General features: G+C 45.0%; 15 protein-coding genes. 3 read left to right on the top strand and 12 right to left on the bottom strand.

From position 1 onward, the window contains the following. Positions 1 to 11 precede the first annotated feature (11 nt). The 7 genes from fadD to A6D97_RS03385 all read right to left on the bottom strand — a co-directional run bounded on the left by fadD (position 12) and on the right by A6D97_RS03385 (position 6,738). Positions 12 to 1,706: a long-chain-fatty-acid--CoA ligase FadD gene (gene fadD, locus A6D97_RS03415; protein WP_017062375.1), complete on the bottom strand. Its 1,695-nt coding sequence runs from the start codon at positions 1,704 to 1,706 to the stop codon at positions 12 to 14. Positions 1,707 to 1,812: 106 nt separating this feature from the next. Then, positions 1,813 to 2,664 carry an alpha/beta hydrolase gene (locus A6D97_RS03410; protein ID WP_065583833.1) on the bottom strand — a complete coding sequence of 284 codons (852 nt, stop codon included), beginning with the start codon at positions 2,662 to 2,664 and terminating at the stop codon, positions 1,813 to 1,815. A 49-nt stretch (positions 2,665 to 2,713) separates the two neighbouring features. After that, a complete protein-coding gene (locus A6D97_RS03405; RefSeq protein ID WP_017062377.1) occupies positions 2,714 to 3,274 on the bottom strand; it encodes a Slp family lipoprotein in 561 nt (186 codons plus the stop codon). A 35-nt stretch (positions 3,275 to 3,309) separates the two neighbouring features. Continuing rightward, positions 3,310 to 3,615: a hypothetical protein gene (locus A6D97_RS03400; protein WP_017062378.1), complete on the bottom strand. Its 306-nt coding sequence runs from the start codon at positions 3,613 to 3,615 to the stop codon at positions 3,310 to 3,312. Between the two features lie 72 nt (positions 3,616 to 3,687). Further along, on the bottom strand, positions 3,688 to 4,389 hold the full coding sequence (gene tsaB, locus A6D97_RS03395) for a tRNA (adenosine(37)-N6)-threonylcarbamoyltransferase complex dimerization subunit type 1 TsaB (RefSeq protein ID WP_065583832.1): 702 nt from the start codon (positions 4,387 to 4,389) through the stop codon (positions 3,688 to 3,690). 59 nt (positions 4,390 to 4,448) lie between these two features. Next, on the bottom strand, positions 4,449 to 6,377 hold the full coding sequence (locus A6D97_RS03390) for an ATP-dependent DNA helicase (RefSeq protein WP_017063417.1): 1,929 nt from the start codon (positions 6,375 to 6,377) through the stop codon (positions 4,449 to 4,451). Between the two features lie 160 nt (positions 6,378 to 6,537). Beyond that, positions 6,538 to 6,738, bottom strand: coding sequence for a hypothetical protein (locus tag A6D97_RS03385; protein WP_017062381.1), 201 nt, complete (start codon positions 6,736 to 6,738; stop codon positions 6,538 to 6,540). 301 nt (positions 6,739 to 7,039) lie between these two features. On the opposite strand from A6D97_RS03385, the gene purU reads away from it, so the two are divergent. After that, positions 7,040 to 7,873, top strand: a complete 834-nt coding sequence (gene purU / locus A6D97_RS03380) for a formyltetrahydrofolate deformylase (protein ID WP_065583835.1) — start codon at positions 7,040 to 7,042, stop codon at positions 7,871 to 7,873. A gap of 315 nt (positions 7,874 to 8,188) precedes the next feature. Here the strand turns inward: purU and A6D97_RS03375 are convergent, their stop codons facing one another. Beyond that, on the bottom strand, positions 8,189 to 8,785 hold the full coding sequence (locus tag A6D97_RS03375) for a VOC family protein (RefSeq protein WP_017070298.1): 597 nt from the start codon (positions 8,783 to 8,785) through the stop codon (positions 8,189 to 8,191). A gap of 347 nt (positions 8,786 to 9,132) precedes the next feature. On the opposite strand from A6D97_RS03375, the gene argS reads away from it, so the two are divergent. Both argS and A6D97_RS03365 read left to right on the top strand, forming a co-directional pair. Next, on the top strand, positions 9,133 to 10,866 hold the full coding sequence (gene argS, locus A6D97_RS03370) for an arginine--tRNA ligase (protein WP_017067376.1): 1,734 nt from the start codon (positions 9,133 to 9,135) through the stop codon (positions 10,864 to 10,866). Between the two features lie 390 nt (positions 10,867 to 11,256). Continuing rightward, complete coding sequence (locus A6D97_RS03365) at positions 11,257 to 11,685, top strand: HIT domain-containing protein (protein ID WP_017061937.1); 429 nt, start codon at positions 11,257 to 11,259, stop codon at positions 11,683 to 11,685. 132 nt (positions 11,686 to 11,817) lie between these two features. On the opposite strand, the gene A6D97_RS03360 is transcribed toward A6D97_RS03365, so the two are convergent. The 4 genes from A6D97_RS03360 to A6D97_RS03345 all read right to left on the bottom strand — a co-directional run bounded on the left by A6D97_RS03360 (position 11,818) and on the right by A6D97_RS03345 (position 18,518). Further along, positions 11,818 to 12,048, bottom strand: coding sequence for a FeoC-like transcriptional regulator (locus A6D97_RS03360; protein WP_017061938.1), 231 nt, complete (start codon positions 12,046 to 12,048; stop codon positions 11,818 to 11,820). Next, positions 12,045 to 14,318: a Fe(2+) transporter permease subunit FeoB gene (gene feoB, locus A6D97_RS03355; RefSeq protein WP_017067378.1), complete on the bottom strand. Its 2,274-nt coding sequence runs from the start codon at positions 14,316 to 14,318 to the stop codon at positions 12,045 to 12,047. Before feoB ends, A6D97_RS03360 begins: the two co-directional genes overlap by 4 nt. Beyond that, positions 14,319 to 14,540 (bottom strand): FeoA family protein, encoded by a 222-nt coding sequence (locus tag A6D97_RS03350; RefSeq protein WP_004734203.1) that lies wholly within the window; start codon positions 14,538 to 14,540, stop codon positions 14,319 to 14,321. 615 nt (positions 14,541 to 15,155) lie between these two features. Beyond that, positions 15,156 to 18,518: an AraC family transcriptional regulator gene (locus A6D97_RS03345; protein ID WP_240492687.1), complete on the bottom strand. Its 3,363-nt coding sequence runs from the start codon at positions 18,516 to 18,518 to the stop codon at positions 15,156 to 15,158. Between the last annotated feature and the right edge of the window lie 162 nt (positions 18,519 to 18,680).

Here is an 18,680-nt window from a genome sequence, read left to right as displayed (position 1 = left end):
AAACGGGCTAATTATTCGCTAGCGCGTTTCGCAAGTTCTGCATCGTTTTCTTCACGCAGTACGCGGCGTAAGATCTTACCTACGTTAGTCTTTGGAAGATCATCTCTGAACTCGACTAATTTAGGGATTTTGTAACCCGTTAAGTGCTCACGACAGTGCGCGATAATGTCTTCTTTGGTCAGGCTAGGGTCACGCTTCACAACGTAGATCTTAACCAATTCACCAGACACTTCATGAGGTTGACCGATAGCTGCTACTTCAAGCACTTTACCATGCAGAGCCACAACGTCTTCAATCTCGTTCGGGTAGACGTTGAAGCCTGATACAAGAATCATGTCCTTCTTACGGTCAACGATGTACAACAAGCCTTCGTCATCAAACTTAACGATGTCACCTGTCGATAACCAACCGTCTTGATCGATCACTTCTTTGGTCGCTTCAGGGCGCTGCCAGTAACCTTGCATCACTTGAGGGCCACGAACTTGTAGCTCGCCTACTTGGTCATTAGCAATAACCTTACCTTCATCATCAACAATACGAACTTCTGTCGATGGTACTGGTAGGCCGATAGCACCTGTGTAGTCTTTCAGGTCGTATGGGTTACCCGTTACCAGTGGTGAACACTCAGTTAAGCCATAGCCTTCCAATAGGTGAATGCCTGTCGCTTTCTTCCATTGCTCAGCAACAGCGCGTTGAACCGCCATGCCGCCGCCAACAGATAGGCGTAGGTTACTGAAATCCAACTCGTGGAAATCTTCGTTATTAACTAGCGCATTAAACAAGGTGTTTACGCCGGTAATTGCGGTAAACGGAACCTTTTGCAGCTCTTTAATAAAGCCAGGAATGTCACGAGGGTTAGTAATTAGAAGGTTACGACCACCCATCTCAACAAACAGTAAGCAGTTCACCGTCAGTGCAAATACGTGGTAAAGCGGTAATGCCGTTACAACCAACTCGCGGCCTTCTTGCAGAACAGGACCGTAAGCCCCTTTCGCTTGAAGTACGTTCGCAATCATATTGCGGTGCGTTAGGATTGCGCCCTTCGCTACACCTGTTGTACCACCAGTGTACTGTAGGAACGCGATGTCATCACCCGCCATGAACGGTTTCACATATTGAAGACGACGACCTTTGTGCAGCGCTTTTCTGAATGAGATAGCACCCGGCAGATCATACTTAGGCACCATGCCTTTTACGTATTTCACTACAAAGTCGACAATTGTCCCTTTCGCGCGTGGCAGCATTTGCCCTAGGCTAGTTAGAACAACGTGTTTAACCGGCGTGTTATCAACGACTTTCTCTAGCGTGCTCGCAAAGTTAGATACGATAACAATCGCCTTTGCACCAGAATCGTTCAGTTGATGTTCAAGCTCACGAGGTGTGTACAGTGGGTTGACGTTCACTGCAATCATACCTGCACGCAATACACCAAATAGTGCAATTGGGTATTGCAGTAGGTTTGGCATCATTAGCGCGACGCGATCGCCCTTCTTCAGTTTCAAGTCATTCTGTAGGTAAGCGGCAAAAGCACGGCTGCGCTCTTCAAGCTTACGGAATGTCATAATCGAGCCCATGTTCTCGAATGCAGGTTGGTCCGCGTACTTCTGTACCGACTGTTCAAACATTTCTACAAGAGATGGGTACTGATCTGGGTTGATCGTTTCTGGTACGTCACTTGGATAACGTGAAAGCCAAGGTTTGTCCACTATGTTACTCCTCGTTTATCAGCTGACGACTGCTTCGCCGCTTTTTATCATTGCGGTATTACAGCACAGCTTTAGTGCATGAGCACTAAAAGGCTCAAACACTTGTTTAAATTTTGTTAACTACACCAAGAATTAGCTCTGAAACTAGCTCCGGGCTCTCTAAATGGCAATGATGTCCGCCAGGAACAGTCTCTATATTCAGAGAACTATGGGCTGATTTGTAGCGATTATGCTGCAAATGTCGGAATCCATCATTTCCTAAAACTATTAATTGAGGGCATTCAATAGCCGCCATGATCGCTTCAGCGTGCGCCTGTGACATTCGATATAACGAGTCACATTTTAGGTTAGGGTCGCATCGCCATTGCCAAGAGTTATCTAACTCGACAATTCCTCGCTCGACAATAGGAGCAATTAATTCAGCATTGATTTGATTGGCGTGAGCTCTCAGCTTAATAGCATCCTCAAGGCTTGCCAGAGGACGTGAAGGCTTTCTTCGCTGTCGAAGACGACTGAGTACCCCATCTCTCAAGCGAGAAACCGTTTCTTGGGGAGCTTCTGAAAGAGGTCCGTGACCTTCAATTTGAATTAATCCTGACACCTTTTCAGGAAAGGCGGCACTATAGCAACTTGCTATCAATGCACCAAGTGAATGTCCTACCAGTACCAGTCTGTTTGGCGATAATTTAGTCACCAACTGATGCAAGTCATCTATATAATCATGAAATGGGTAGTAACTTCCCGATTTGTGCGACGAGAAGCCGTGTCCGAAGAGATCGATAGCAACAAGGTGAGCATTGGGCGCAAACTTGGCGACTTGCTGCATAACCTGATTAAAGCTGGACGAATTATCCAACCACCCATGAATAAAAACGACCGTCGTTGCGGTCGTTTGTGGGTTGCCAATCTGTTGTGTTGCAAGCGTCCCGCTCGCGAGGGAGTATGACTTTTCAATCATCAAACATGTAGTTCCATCTGTTTGCGTAATCAACATCGGATAAAGTTAATTACTCTACGTCTTGTATCACTCGACCTTGTCTTGGCATCGTTTGAAAACTGCGGCAATGTAAACTTCTGCACGAGTAGTAGGTTGGTGCAAAATCGTTAACAACAACGCGCTCAGTAATGTTCCACAGGCGTTGGTTGTCTACTTTCATTACAGGGAAGGTGTAAGGGTATTCCCCTATTTTTCCATCTTCACTTCCAATTGACTGACCAACCAAAGTAATCAGACGACCTTCTGCAAAGCTTAGAGGCTCAACGTACCCTTCAATATAACCAACAAAACGTCCGCTTGGCTCTGCGTCTAGATCTGGCTTACCGCTACTCGAAATCGGCATATTAGCGACTTCGATTCGAGTCTTATCTTTCAAGTTGGTCACTTTAGAGATAACGCCACCTAATCGAACACTTTGCGCATCCGGTAGTTGGTCGACCCACTGTTGGTAATCGCTAATTACAGGCTCTGATTTTGCTTCAAGCTCGCTAGGAAGTGATGAACACCCGGCAAGTACCAATACACCAAGAGAAAAGGCTATTAAGCGTAATTTAGAGAGATAATTTGACATGGTTCTGGTCCTTAAACAGGCATTAATAAGAAGCTCTAGATGTAGATATCGACACCGATAAGCTTTGCAAGTTCTTCTTTCTTCGCCTGATTCATTACATCCATATACTCTTCCATAGCCTTACGTCCTCGGCCTTCTGGAAGATCATACTGGATTTGAGCCTTGTGTAGCTCAGACTCTTTAACTTGACGAATAGAGTGAGAAACAGCATTAGCGACCTTAGTCGGTTGCCCAACCGCAGTGCTAGCATCAGATTTTTTTGCCTGCTCCTTCTTTTTAATTCGATTCGGCTTAGACGTGCTGCCTATCGAAGAAGGAGGTAAGTTGTTAATTGATACCATGACTAAATATCTGCCCTCTCAAATCTAAATAATACGCATTTAGACCTAATTTGCATCAGAACCTTGTAAAAATTATTCGCGACCTGGCAGTTTCTTCCAAGTCACTTTGTCACGAAGATAAACTGGCTCAGATTCTTCTGCTGCAACCGCTTTACCTTCTGCGTAAGCAAATTGAGCAAGGAACGCCATATCTTGAGCTTCTGGGAATAGCACTTCACACGCTTTGGTGTTAATCGCTAGTGTGTCCATGTGCTCTGCATACGCTTCCCAACCGGTGCCGACTTTTGCCCATGTCTCAGAATCCACTTCAAGCTGCGCAGCTAATTCGCTTGGAGGCGTGACACATTCCGCATCAACCGCAGTCCAACGACCATCGTCTTCACGGCTGTAACGAGCCCAATATACTTCGCTCATACGCGCATCAATCGCTGTTGCTACATGAGTTTCACCAAATTTACGGTAGCTGCCTTGCGCCATCGCTGCCAGTGTAGAGACACCAATCATTGGTAAATCCGCACCAAAAGCCAAGCCCTGAGCAATACCAATACCAATACGCACACCCGTGAAACTGCCTGGGCCTTGGCCAAACGCGATAGCATCGATATCGGTTAAAGCGACATTCGCTTCTTTCAGTACTTCATCCACCATAGGTAGAATTTTCTTCGTATGGTCTCGAGGAGCCTCTTCGCTACGTGCGAACACCTGGTCACCAATTACTAATGCAACTGAACAGTTTTCAGTTGCGGTATCTACTGCAAGAATTTTCGCGCTCATTTGTGTCTCAAATATTCGTTATCTAATCTAAAAATAATGGCTAAACTCAACAATGCCAATTACTCAGCAGCGGTTGAATGGTCTTTAGCTAAGAATTCTTTAATGACCCCTAAGTCACGTGTACGAGGGATAGGCGGTAAACTCGCCAAAAATATGCCACCGTAATCGCGAGTCACCAATCGGTTATCGCAAATAATCAAAGCACCATTATCGCGCTTGTCACGTATCAATCGGCCGACACCTTGTTTCAAGGTAATCACAGCGTCTGGCAACTGTACTTGTGCAAAAGGATCACCCCCTTTTAGCTTACAGTCCTCGATTCGAGCCTTAAGTAAAGGGTCATCAGGGGCTGTAAAGGGCAATTTATCGATGATAACACAGCTTAATGCGTCGCCCCTAACATCTATCCCCTCCCAGAAAGCACCTGTAGCCACCAGCAATGCGTTACCTAATTCCATGAATTCGGCTAAGGTTTTTTGCTTACTTGTCTCACCTTGCAATAGAACGGGAACCGAGAGGGTTTCACGGAATCGCTCCCCCAACTCTTTCATCATGCTGTGTGAAGTACACAAGAAGAAACAGCGGCCTTGGTTTTGCTCAATCACAGGAGTCAGCATTCTTACTAGCTTATCCGCGAGACCGGGGCTATTCGGTTCTGGAAGATAACGAGGCACACACAAGCGCGCTTGATTCGGATAATCAAACGGGCTCGGCAGTGAAAACTGTGCCGACGGTTTTAACCCTAATCGAGAAGTAAAGTGTTCGAAATCATCCGACACCGCCAAGGTTGCTGAGGTAAACACCCATGCGCCCGGCTTCAGCTCAATCTGTTCGTGGAATTTATCGGCGACAGAAAGCGGTGTGATATGCAGAGCAAAGTGGCGCGGTGTAGTGTCATACCAATACGAATAGCCAGTGATCGACACATCGCACACACGTTCGATACGCGACTTAATCATATTTGCGCGTTCGAAAGCGGTATCTAACAGCTGGCTTCGCCCAAGTGCTAACTTCAATACATCAACAGCAAGTTGCAGAGCATCTTGCAAACGAACTAACTCGCGTGCAATCGACTCGGATTTCAAAGCTTCGCGCCAGTTACCACGAAAGCCGGTATCACCAAGCACAATACGCAGATCGGCTGACGATTGAACGAGCCTATCCCCTACTTTCTGTAGCTGACGCATGTCTTTGGCTTCAGTTCGGTAAGCAATTTCAATGTCTTTGGCTAACTCTTGGATCTGTCGACTGGAAACCGATTGTCCGAAGTACTGGCTGGCGATGTCAGGAAGTTGATGTGCTTCATCGAAAATAAACACGTCAGCTTCAGGTATCAATTCGCCAAATCCGGTTTCTTTGATCGCCAAATCAGCTAGGAAAAGGTGGTGGTTTACGACCACCACATCGGAATCCATCGCTTTTTTACGCGCTTTAAGCACAAAGCAATCGGTATAGCTTGGGCACTCTTTACCCAAGCAATTATCATTGGTCGAGGTAATGGTTGGAATAACCGGGCTGTCTTCAGCGATATCATCACAATCGCCTAAATCACCCGTTTGAGTGGATGACGACCAACTACGAACTTTGACTAACTGAGCCAGCAGCGTTGGATCGGTATGAGCACCATGACTCTCGATCATTTGGCGGCTGAGTCTGTCCAAACACAAATAGTTTGAACGTCCTTTGAGCAACGCAACTTGACCATAAAAGCCAAGCGCATCGACCATCAAGGGTAAATCTCGGTGAAACAGCTGCTCTTGAAGGTTTTTAGACCCCGTACTAATGATGGTTTTCTTGCCACTAAGCAGCGCAGGCACTAGGTAAGCAAACGTCTTACCAGTACCTGTTCCAGCCTCAACAACCAACTGGCTTTGATTTTCAATAGCTTGTGAAACCGCTTCAGCCATGTCTAACTGAGCTTGTCTTGGTTGAAACCCAGGGATAGCTTTGCCCAGAGCGCCATCAGCAGAAAACGTTTTAGATATCATAGAGTACGAAGTTTAGAAAAAGAGAAGGAGAATTATGGCAGGTTTAGTGAGCCGGCGCGAATCAAGAATGACTTCGCACCGGAGGTGTTTGGTTTGGCTTGACGTGGCTTAAGTTACCTTGAAGGTAAGAATTGAAGAAGTAGGAATTAGAGAATCGTTTTTATTTTCGACTGAGATAACGTGATAGCCAAGGAGCACCTTCAAAATGGTTATCACCAGGCTGTATGGCTTTCGCTGCATCGGTTGGTGAGGTCTTACTTTCCCACATTTCATCTAGAACATGACCATCTAATTCGGTACCTCTCGCCAATGAATTCACTCGCTTGCAGTACAGTTTTTTGGCCAGTAACTCTTTATCCATAAGTATCACCTCTATTTTTGGCCAAGGCGTAAATGCCTCGGTTGAAGTTCAAATGCGTACTACGGTCAAAACTTTTAAAAATGAAGCTTCTGCCTGTTTTTCTATCTAAAAACTGATATTTCTATATCAAACAATTTATCAAAGCGATAAATGAGCAGCAGAATTTGTTGAAACCAACTTGATAATAGATTAATTATAACGGTGATATTGCGGCTCAGTTCACCGTTCGACGGCCTGCATTAAATTTGAAGAATCCCGATTTCATATAATAAGTGCAACATTTCATGGAAGTAAGATGCAAATGGAAAGAAAAACTTTACTAACACATTGTACTGATGCCCCAGGCCTCATCTCGAAGATCACCAACATTTGTTACAAACACCAACTCAATATTGTGCACAACAATGAGTTCGTAGATAACACAAGTGGCCACTTCTTTATGCGCACCGAGCTTGAAGGGTATTTCAATGACGAAACCTTACTTGCCGATTTAGATCAAGCCCTGCCACCAAATACGAAACGTAAGCTTGTTGATTCGTCTCGCAAGCGTGTTGTGATACTCGTGACCAAGGAAGCACACTGCCTTGGCGACATTCTAATGAAGAACTTCGATGGCAGCTTAGACGTTGAAATTGCGGCCGTTGTCGGTAACTACGACATTCTACAAAGCCTAACCGAGCGTTTTGACATCCCTTACCACCATGTTTCTCACGAAGGGCTAAACCGTGAAGAACATGAGAAGAAGATGCTAGAAGTGATTGACCAGTACGACGCGGATTACCTTGTTTTGGCTAAGTACATGCGAGTGCTGACACCAGGTTTTGTTGAAAAATACCACCACAAGATCATCAATATCCACCACAGCTTCTTGCCAGCATTTATTGGCGCGAAGCCATACCAACAAGCGTATGAGCGCGGCGTGAAGATCATTGGCGCAACGGCACACTTTGTGACGAATGATTTGGATGAAGGTCCAATCATCAAGCAAGATGTTATCCCTGTGGATCACAACTTCAGCGCGAAAGACATGGCACAAGCCGGTCGTGACGTAGAGAAGAATGTATTAAGTAAGGCGTTAAACAAGGTGATCAATGATCATGTGTTTGTTTACGGCAACAAGACTGTAATTCTGTAAATCGGATATTCGATTTCCGGTAAGACTTCCAGTTAGAACCCAATAAAAAACGCGCAATAGGGAAAGCCCATCGCGCGTTTTTTGTATCTGATGATCAGACTCGCTTTGAGAGATTCCCGACTACGCTCCTTCGTCGCTATCGGGAATGACGAACTCGGTGATGAACCTTCGAGCTATAGGCTCTAACATACGCTCTCGAACGCTCAGTCTGTCACTATCCAAAGATAGACTCTGGAAAATTTCATCGAACACCCCGTCATTCCGACGAGCCAAGGCGAGATCAGGAATCTCTTTCCTAGCAACTCTCTATTCAAATTAAGCCTGTTCTGATTCCACAATCTTCTTCAAAGAGTGTGGATGCAGCTTGATGCAAATCCCTTGATGTTTAAAAGCCACTGTTGGGTTATTCAAGCGTTCACCCTCGCCTTTCGGGCTAGAGAGTTTGATCTTAACGCCTTGCTCACCCAGCGTTTCAAAGTTAGCAGCGAACTGCGGGTAAGTTTCTTTAAGATCCGCTAGATACTCATCAGCTGTTTGGGCATGAGAAGGAATCACAAACTCTACATGTTCCCAATCTTGGCTTGGGTAAATCTTACCTTCTGCTGGATATGGCAGCTCCAAACATTCAATTTTCCAGCCAAGGCTTTGCAAGGGTTCATCGAAAGCCAACACCACAATTGGACGACCATTAATCATCGCCTCAGAAATCATAGAGCCGTACTCAGACCACGCTTGATGGGCAGATTTCGCTAGCTCAGTGTCATTGATTCGCAGCGCAATATGATCCGCTTGAGCAAAGCTTAAATCCAAACCTAATGTATTTCCTAGGCTCTCGATTTTTGCCATAAAAGTATCAAGGCGGGCGATCATTTGTTGTGGTTCTAGTTCAGCTTGCTTCAGGCTCATCATCATTGTCTGTGTTCTCCAAATAATGGCTGCATGTTATCAGTTTTGCCTTTTGCAACAAGCGTTGCTTTTACAAAAAACACTCAATAACTATGTTCTTTTCGCTCCTTAAACATGCAAACGCGTCTTGCTAAAAGTCGATTGTCAAGAACCACTCAGGAAATGTTAATTTTCTATCAATTCGACCTATAAGAAACCGCACAAAATTGGTATGATTACCGCCATTTCTGTGAACTTAAACAGAGTCTGCTGCTGATTTTGGCATTAAATCGTTAACTAGAAGCATAATTAACCAATTTAATGACCAAGAATTAACGGCCACTCTTATCATCCTTGAATTGAAGGAAACGCGTGTGAATATCCAAGCACTTATTAATGACAAAGTATCTCAGGCTCTAGAAGCCGCTGGCGCACCTGCAGGCTCTCCTGCTGCTGTTCGTCAATCTGCAAAACCACAGTTTGGTGACTACCAAGCAAACGGCGTTATGGGCGTTGCTAAACGACTAGGCACTAACCCACGAGAATTTGCTCAAAAAGTATTGGACGTTCTAAACCTAGACGGTATCGCGTCTAAAGTTGAAATCGCAGGTCCGGGTTTCCTAAACATCTTCCTAGATGAAGCTTTCCTAGCCAAACAAGCAGACGCAGCATTGGCTGACTCTCGCCTTGGTGTTGCCGTTGCTGAAACGCAAACTATTGTTGCGGATTACTCTGCGCCAAACGTTGCTAAAGAAATGCACGTTGGTCACCTACGTTCAACTATCATCGGTGATGCAGTAGTTCGTACTCTAGAATTTCTAGGCCACAACGTTATCCGCGCTAACCACATCGGTGACTGGGGTACTCAATTCGGTATGCTTATCGCAAACCTTGAGCGCGTTCAGGCTGAGTCTGGTGAAGTTTCAATGGAACTTGCTGACCTTGAAGGCTTCTACCGTGAATCTAAAAAGCTCTACGATGAAGACGAAGAGTTCGCAGTTAAAGCACGTGGCTACGTTGTTAAACTGCAAAGCGGCGACGAGTTCTGCGCAGAGATGTGGAAGAAGCTTGTTGACGTAACAATGATTCAAAACCAACGCAACTACGATCGCCTAAACGTGTCTCTAACGCGTGATGACGTAATGGGCGAAAGCATGTACAACCACATGCTTCCAACTATCGTTGCTGACCTAAAAGAGCAAGGTCTTGCAAAAGAAGATGACGGCGCACAGGTTGTATTCCTAGACGAATACAAAAACAAAGATGGCGACCCAATGGGCGTTATCATCCAGAAACGTGACGGCGGCTTCCTTTACACAACCACTGATATCGCTTGTGCAAAATACCGTTTTGAAGAACTAGGCGCAGACCGCGTACTTTACTTCATCGACTCACGTCAGCACCAACACCTAATGCAAGCTTGGACTATCGTTCGTAAAGCAGGTTACATCCCAGAATCTGTTTCTCTTGAGCACCACGCATTCGGCATGATGCTAGGTAAAGACGGTAAACCATTCAAGACTCGTGCAGGCGGTACTGTTCGTCTTGCTGATCTTCTTGATGAAGCCGAAGTTCGTGCAGCGCAGCTAATCGAATCTAAGAACCCAGAACTAGCAGAAGACGAGAAGAAAGCGATCGCGAACACTGTTGCTATGGCAGCGGTTAAGTACGCAGACCTTTCTAAGCACCGCACTACTGACTACGTGTTCGATTGGGACAACATGCTTGCATTCGAAGGCAACACAGCACCATACATGCAGTACGCATACACTCGTGTTGCTTCTGTATTTGCTAAAGCTGGCATTTCTATGGACTCGCTTGAAGGTGAAATCAAAATCACTGAAGAGAAAGAGAAAGCGCTTATCGCGAAACTTCTACAGTTTGAAGAAGCAGTACAGTCTGTTGCTCGTGAAGGTCAACCACACATCATGTGTAGCTACCTGTTCGAACTAGCTGGTCAATTCTCTAGCTTCTACGAAGCGTGCCCTATCCTAGTTGCTGAAGACGAAGCTGTTAAGCAGAGCCGTCTGAAGCTTGCTGCACTAACAGCGAAGACGATCAAGCAAGGTCTATCGCTTCTAGGTATCGACACTCTAGAGCGCATGTAAGCGATTCGAGATTCGAGATTCGAGATTCGAGATTCGAGATTCGAGATTCGAGATTCGAGAAAATTAGAAAGGTTGACGTGAAAGCGTCAACCTTTTTTTGTCTGGAGGTTTGTTTACTCGATTATTTAAGCGATTAGCTAACCTACACAGCAAGAGATCTCCTATTACGCTCATTCGTCGCTCTAGGAGATGACGAGAATAGGTGTAGTGAATCCAAGACAACATCAATGATGCGCCATCAAACCACACCAAATCGTTATCACTCTTCTCGCCATCATTCCCTACAGTGAGGGACGAACGTGATAGGGAATCTGCTTATTGAGAACGTAAGCCCTAGCCACATTCAAACTCCGACCTTATACTCATGTAAAACAATTAATTGGAAAGATCATGAGCTTCGAACTTCACCCGCAACTTGCGAAAGACACCACACTTATCGGCGAATTTCCACTGAGCTTAGCCCTGCTACACAAAGATAACGCAGTGCCTTGGGTTATCTTGGTACCAAAACGTGCCAACCTAAAAGAGTTGCACCACTTACCAATGAAAGAGCAACAGCAGTTCCTACATGAATCTCAGGCGGTAAGCCAAGCATTAGAAGCAACGTTCCAACCAGACAAATTGAACCTTGGTGCGCTGGGTAATATGGTGCCACAACTGCACATCCACCATATTGCACGCTTCAAAGACGACATTGCTTGGCCCGGCCCAGTATGGGGTAATACAAAAGGCGAACAGCGCAGTGAAGAAGATCAAGCCGCTATCCTGACTCGTATCCAAAACGTTCTGTCACTGAGCTCTATCTTCAAGAAAGCATAATTCGAGTTCATCTCATTGAGCTTTAAAGCAAAACACTTCAGAAAAGACACATAACAAAAAGCCGCTCATCTTAGATAAGCGGCTTTGTCATTTTCTAATCTCGCCTTTTTCAACGAGAGTCTGAAGACCGAACTACATCATCACGTTAAGCGACAAACCATCTTGTTTGCTGATGGTGTAGCGAATACGCGTTGTATGACCATGCTTATTCGTATCGACCAAGCGAGAAACTTTCCCTTTCTTGACCCAAACACTCAGCATCGCATCGACGCCATCTTCACTCATGCCAAACTTTGCAGCGAGCTCTTTACGAGCCGCAACGCCGTGGCTATCAATGTATTGATGAAGTTCAGTTAAAATCATACTACTTGCACCTCTAGTGCTTTCTGCTTACTGCCCACTTTCTTGAAGACGCGATACGTCACCACAAAACCACCAGCAATCGCCACCATCCATACTGCACTTGTCACAGGATGCGCAGCAAAGTTTGCCGCTTGGTAGTAGAAAGTCGCACCAAAGTAACCAAGAGCCATCGTCCAAACCGCGATGAAGCGTGCAAACGTCTGACCAAATTCACGAACATAAGCACCCATCGCGGCCACACAAGGCGTGTAAAGCAGGATAAGAATCAAGTAAGCGAATGCCGCATGACCAGATACAAACTTGTCTTTCAAGTTACCAAAGATAGAGGTATCGACTTCTTGGTCAGCTGCTACAGAATTAGAGTCAGACAAGTCGCCAACTTCAATACCTAATGGATCTGAGTAGCTCAATCCGGCTAGGTTTTCAGGGATCGTCATTACCGCTTCTTGCAGGCTTGCTGCTAAGTCAAACTCAGCTGCTTCTTCATCAGAAGGCGTTGTATATAGGCTATTTAATGTACCAACAACGGCTTCTTTAGCGAAAATACCTGTGATGATACCAACCGTTGCAGGCCAGTTCTCTTCAGTAATACCAATTGGTTGGAATACAGGTGTTACAACTTGAGCTGCTCTAGACAGTACTGAGTTTTCGCTATCTTCGTTACCAAAGCTGCCGTCCATACCTAGAGAGTTTAGGAAGCTAAGAATAGCCACAACCATCACGATTGTTTTACCTGCACCAAGTACGAAACGCTTCAGCTTCTGCCAAGTTTTCAACATTACGTTTTGCACTGTCGGCAATTCGTAATCTGGCATTTCCATCACTAAGCTATCACTGCTACCTGGGTAGATCGTGTTTTTCAGGAACAAACCCGTAAATACAGAAGCAACGATACCCATGATGTACAGAGCGAATACTACGTTTTGTCCTGCACCTGGGAAGAACGCCGCCGCGAACAGTGCGTATACCGGTAAACGAGCACCACATGACATAAACGGCGCCATTGATGCTGCTAGTTTACGTTCGCGCTCTTGGTCAAGAGTACGAGTTGCCATGATTGAAGGCACGTTACAACCAAAGCCCAGTACAAGTGGGACAAATGCTTTACCCGGTAAACCAATCTTCTGCATCACTTTATCAAGTACAAATGCAGCACGAGCCATGTAGCCTGAGCTTTCTAGTACCGCTAAGAATAGGTAAAGCGCTGCGATAACAGGAATAAAGGTCGCAACCGTTTGGATACCGCCGCCAATACCATCAGCAAGTACAGTGACTAACCAAACTGGTAAATGGCCATCTAATAAGTGGTGTCCACCATCAACTAATATTGCTCCAACACCAATATCGAAGAAGTCGATAAACGCACTACCGATATTGATAGAGAACATGAACATTAGGTACATGATAACGAAGAAGAAAGGAATACCGACCCATTTGTTCAAAATGAATTGGTCTGCTTTCTCTGTAAAGTTACGGCTTAGTTTGCCTTCGCTGCGACGAACACGCTTACAAAGGTCATGTAAGAAAGTGTATTTAGCGTCAGCAACAGCAAGGTCAATATCGAAATCGGCACCAAGACGCACGCTATCAATTTGAGTGCGAGTTTGTGGGGCTAAACCATTCAATACCAAGTAATCATTTTCTAAAGCACGAATCGCTAGCGCTCGGTGAGATACGTCAGCATCATCAAATTGTGACTCAACAGAAGGGATAAGAGCTTCTAACGCGGCATCGTAATCAATAGAGATAGGGTCAAGGCTCACACCTTGAACAAGCAGTTTATGCAGACGCTCTTTAAAGCGAACCACTTGACCTTTATCGTTTGCAGACAAGCTTAGAACTGGGCAACCTAGCTCTTTCTCTAGTGCTTTAAGGTTAATCACCTGACGTTCGCGCTTTAATACATCCATTTTGTTCAACACAACGATCATTGGGCGACCCAACTCACGCAGCTGTAATGTCATATATAAGCTTCGTTCTAGACAGCTAGCGTCGACAACATTGATGATCACATCTGCTGGGTGAGTTAAAACAGCGCGAGACGCGATAGACTCATCGATGCTGTTCGCATCATTACCACTGTCTAGTGCGTAGATACCCGGTAAATCCGTTAGTTGAAACTGATCACCAGCGTGCGAGTATAAACCCGTCTTCTTTTCAACAGTGACACCAACCCAGTTACCAACGTGCTGCTTAGCACCAGTCAGTGCGTTGAACAGTGTTGTTTTACCACTATTCGGGTTACCAACGGTAAGAACTTGATAATCCATTTAGATAACCTCGATTTGTTCTGCAATGCTTTCACGAATGGCGATAGAAACACCTCTCACTTCAACTTGAAGCGGATCACCCATAGGTGCACGGCGGATAAGCGTCACCTCGGTTTTTGGCAACATACCCATGACCATAAGTTTCTTCCTTACGTCTGGTGTTAAACCTGTTAGTGCAACAATAGAAGCCGCCTTTCCTTGCTCTAGTTGTGAGAGTTTCATAAGTACCCAATTCGTGACTGATAATGAGAAAGATTGTTATTAACGCCATGATACACATACATGCCCACAATTCTATTGTGTGAAATCAATGTTTTCGAAAATACATACTCGTAAGTTTCGTTAAAAACGTTTACGTCAAAAACGTTACTTTCAACAACTAGCGAGAACTACCTCACTAGTACAAACCCTCCCAAACAAAAACAAATCATTAATTATCAACCACTTGAGACAATGTCGGTTTTCTCATAGGTATCTGTCGTTAATTTTATAAGTAAAATAAGTAGCTGGACGTATAGTTACTCCATCGAAGAGAAACTACTTCTCTTTAATTTTATTCCAGAGGTGATATGGCTTTGCTATATCACTCCGGCAGCAAGCGAAGGTGTCGTTGGCACCCGTGGTATAGTCCCCCCGGCTATGCCACGATATTTTTTTTCTTCCCTTTGTTTTATCCCAACAACCTTTTTAAACTCCCCATTTATCTCGTATCTCGTATCTCGTATCTCGTATCTCGTATCTCGTATCTCGTATCTCGTAGAAGCATAAAAAAGCCCCAACACGAATGTCGAGGCTAAAGTATCTTTATTTATGTTCTAGCTGAGTATCCGCTGCGTGCTACTCTTCGTTGTTTTCAGCAAACTTAGATGGTGACATGCCAAAGTGGTGCTTAAACCTTTGACTGAAATAGGAAGGGTCATTGAACCCCGAATCAAACGCCACATCAGAGATCTTCTCTCCAGCGAGTAAGCGCTCACACGCATGCTCTAGACGTACTTCATTCAAGTGCTCTTTGAAGGTCTTGTTGTAAGCCGATTTAAAGCGTCTCTGTAAGCTTCTCTCAGACATAAACAAATACTTAGCGGCAGTTGCAGTACTGAACTCGGCATCAGCGTAGTTTTCACTCACAAGCTGCGACACTCTGTTCTTCCACTCTTGTTCCGCTGTCAGTTTTTGTTGCTCTGGTGTTGAGGCGGCAAGCTTAATGGTTTCAATCTGTTCAATTGTGCTGGCTTCAAGATTGTCGAGTACTTGATACTCAATTGGCCACGAAAGCTGAACCTTATTTTGAGACTCCGAAACCAAGGCATTAAGCTCACCACCGCTCTGATTCATCAATAGCGGCAGCTTTTCGATGTTAAGGTCGGTCGACTTTCCGGTATTGTCACCCATGCTTGATGCCAGTTTAGGGAAAGGCATCCCATGATCTCGAATGGTCACAACAAGATGCTCCTTAACCTCTTCAACCAGAACCACCATACTCTGCGACTTAAAGTTTCTCTTGATGATGCTCGCAACCAAGCTATTGAAGATAATATCGAGATTAAAATACAGCAACGAGACATATCGTTGTTTTGTTTCGACTTTAATATCCAGTTCAATACCGGCTTTGGTTAAGTCATCCTGCCAAGCTTTGAGTACCACCTCTAAGATTAAAATTATATCGTAACAAACTTGCCCTTCTCCTTGAGGCGTATTACTCAATTGAGCTAAGCCATTTTTCAAGGTTAGAATCGGCGACTTCCCGAGCTCGTCATTCCAATTCGGGAGCATCGCAGCAATATGATTCACTTCAGAAGAGAGTTCATTGGCAGTGTGAGACACAAGCGCATTCTTCACGGATAGCTGCTTTTTAAGCTGTTGATTAGTGGCGAGTAATATCCGGCTTTGGTGCCTCAATTGGTCTGTCTTCAGTGCAACTTGCGCTTTTAAGTGCCGGTTGGCAAAAGTGACATAACGCGAACGCCAAAAGACTAAGATAGTCACAACGCCAATCAGTAATATCAGAGAGCTTGCTGCAGCCCAATTGGTCAGATACCAAGGCTCCGCAATCGAGAAGCTTTGATTGGTTGACACAAAGCGATAATGGGAGCCTTTAACCGGCTTCACTTCAAGTGTGTAATCCCCTGGAAGAAGATGATCGAGCGTTAACAAGCCCCCTTCAAACTCACTCCAAGGTTCATCGTCGCTCAGTCGGTATTCCATCGCAGGTGCGAACGTTGCTGGTAAGATACCTAGCTTAAACCCCATCGATGAACCATAAGGAATCTCATCCAGCTCTGCCGTTTTCCCGCCAAGTGATACCGTTTGTTGGTCGACACTTATCTTACTCAACAAGGCACGGCTATGAGGTGTAGTTGATACCAGTAACTCGTTAGATAACGCGCTGACTACACCATACTTTGAGCCGAAAACAAGCCTCGAAGGTTGGCTATCTTGACTGTAAAAAAGAGCACACGCTCCTGCCGCCAGTTCATTGGTGATCAAACCAAATGGCGAACCTATGTGTTTATGCAGTTGCCCATCCAATCCGTAATAACTGATGCCTTTCGAAGAGCCTAACCAAACACCATTGTCATCGCTTATCAGGCAGTTGGGGCTAATATTGTCTTCAACAAGAGTGATTTCTTGAATAATAGAGCTGTCATCCGGGATTCGATACACGCCATAACTGCTCGCAAACCACTGCGCTCCATCCTTCGCTTTTTCAATATCGACGACTTTGCCAAACCGTTCGCTGGAACGACTAAAGCTAATTCGTTTATCAATGAACGAGTAGAAGCCATGATCCGTTCCTATATAGATGCGACCTAGCAAGCCTACATTGAGAGCGGTGATCTTCGCAGGCAAGAACTTGTCGACTAACCAGTCAGTGCCATAACTCGTCAGTTTCATGGTTTCGATAGATAACGAATAGAGGTTTTGCCCAGAGGTCATCCAAAGAACGTTATCGGCTTGAAGCGCAAGGTTTTCAACACGCACTCCCTCAATTGGCCTTGGTAAATCAAGGGCTTCGGGTTGTAGTGTTTCCGTATTTAGACTGATGATACCTTGTTCGGTCGCCAACCAAATGGAAGAGCCAAAGATCTCAAAATCATTAACAGGGTTAGAGTAAACACGAATTGGGTTCTCTTCACTTTCAGAATCAACCAAGTAGAGCCCCATTGAAGACGCGACCCAAGATAACTGGTCACTGACAGGCAGTACTTTATTGATCACCACACTACTCGAATGCATGCCCATTCCAGTTAGGGGTGTTCTCGAGAAGGTTTTGCTGAACAGTGAGAAGTATCGGATACCGTTGTTTGTCGCAACCCACATACCACCAGCATGATCGTTTATCAACGAATATATTTTCTCACCCGGTAACGAGAAGTCTTGACTAGCGGCTTGTTCGAATCGAGTAATTTGTCCCGTAATAAAGTTGTAGCTAATAAGGCCGTGCTCTGTACCAATCCAATACTGGTCCGAAGTTTCGGCCAACGAGAGAACATGCGACCCTTTAACGATGGTCTCTTTGTCTGGGTTCGCGAGATCAACAATCACAGCACCATTTAAAGTACCGATCACTAACTCACGTCGAGCATTCGAAAAATAAACCGTCTCAATATGGTTTTTGTCTGATGCGGTGACATGGGTAAACTCTTGATTCTCTGAAAGGTAAACGCCAGAACTGGTCGCTAGCACCCACTTTGATAGTACCCACTCAGCGTCGTTAATCGCAATGTCACTGCTGTTATTGTATCGGTACAGTTTAAGTAGAGAGTAGGTGTTGAATTCTAAAGATTGAGTGTTGTAGGTATAGAAATTACTGCCGTCAGTAACCCAAATATAATCGCCTGATGCACCGATATTCGCTATTTCAGCGCCGGGACTTAGGCTAAACGCCAATTCGTTGCCAATTCCAGGGTTATGTCGATAGACCTCATTGTCGAAAAATGTCCAAAACTCATCGTTCAGAAAGGCGACTCTTTCCGAAGAAAATTGCAGTAAGCTTCCCTTGCGAGGGAATAGAGTTCGACCATCGTAAAAGAGTACTTTTCCATGCACATCATGAACCCAGAGCCCACCTCCGGCACCTAAATACAAGTTTTTAGCCGCAAGGAAATTCCCTTGCGCTTGAGCGGGCAAAGGATAGAAAACGGAGGGCGAGGTATTTACCGCTAGAACGCTAAATGAAATGCTCATTAACATGAACATTTTGAAGATAATTCGATACAACTCTTAATCCTGAACAGCAACAACACATGAAATTTTGGGTACCACAACGTCTTATCGTTGCTAAACCAAAAACTGAGTTTTTTTGTGCTTATTATTATCTTTCCATTTTAGCGGAAATTAGAAAAGGAGAAAGGAGGTTTG

This window comes from Vibrio sp. ZF57, from assembly GCF_001691235.1.
GTDB lineage: Bacteria > Pseudomonadota > Gammaproteobacteria > Enterobacterales > Vibrionaceae > Vibrio > Vibrio crassostreae_C.
Note: the sequence above shows the minus strand (reverse complement) of the source record. Positions and strands in the feature narration are given on the sequence as shown.

Excerpts from the sequence above, each read along its gene's own strand:
- A6D97_RS03350 (WP_004734203.1), bottom strand. The coding sequence starts at position 14,540 with ATGAAACTCTCACAACTAGAGCAAGGAAAGGCGGCTTCTATTGTTGCA.
- A6D97_RS03345 (WP_240492687.1), bottom strand. The coding sequence starts at position 18,518 with ATGTTCATGTTAATGAGCATTTCATTTAGCGTTCTAGCGGTAAATACC.
- A6D97_RS03405 (WP_017062377.1), bottom strand. The coding sequence starts at position 3,274 with ATGTCAAATTATCTCTCTAAATTACGCTTAATAGCCTTTTCTCTTGGT.
- feoB (WP_017067378.1), bottom strand. The coding sequence starts at position 14,318 with ATGGATTATCAAGTTCTTACCGTTGGTAACCCGAATAGTGGTAAAACA.
- A6D97_RS03360 (WP_017061938.1), bottom strand. The coding sequence starts at position 12,048 with ATGATTTTAACTGAACTTCATCAATACATTGATAGCCACGGCGTTGCG.
- A6D97_RS03410 (WP_065583833.1), bottom strand. The coding sequence starts at position 2,664 with ATGATTGAAAAGTCATACTCCCTCGCGAGCGGGACGCTTGCAACACAA.
- A6D97_RS03375 (WP_017070298.1), bottom strand. The coding sequence starts at position 8,785 with ATGATGATGAGCCTGAAGCAAGCTGAACTAGAACCACAACAAATGATC.
- A6D97_RS03365 (WP_017061937.1), top strand. The coding sequence starts at position 11,257 with ATGAGCTTCGAACTTCACCCGCAACTTGCGAAAGACACCACACTTATC.
- A6D97_RS03385 (WP_017062381.1), bottom strand. The coding sequence starts at position 6,738 with ATGGATAAAGAGTTACTGGCCAAAAAACTGTACTGCAAGCGAGTGAAT.
- tsaB (WP_065583832.1), bottom strand. The coding sequence starts at position 4,389 with ATGAGCGCGAAAATTCTTGCAGTAGATACCGCAACTGAAAACTGTTCA.
- A6D97_RS03390 (WP_017063417.1), bottom strand. The coding sequence starts at position 6,377 with ATGATATCTAAAACGTTTTCTGCTGATGGCGCTCTGGGCAAAGCTATC.
- A6D97_RS03400 (WP_017062378.1), bottom strand. The coding sequence starts at position 3,615 with ATGGTATCAATTAACAACTTACCTCCTTCTTCGATAGGCAGCACGTCT.
- purU (WP_065583835.1), top strand. The coding sequence starts at position 7,040 with ATGGAAAGAAAAACTTTACTAACACATTGTACTGATGCCCCAGGCCTC.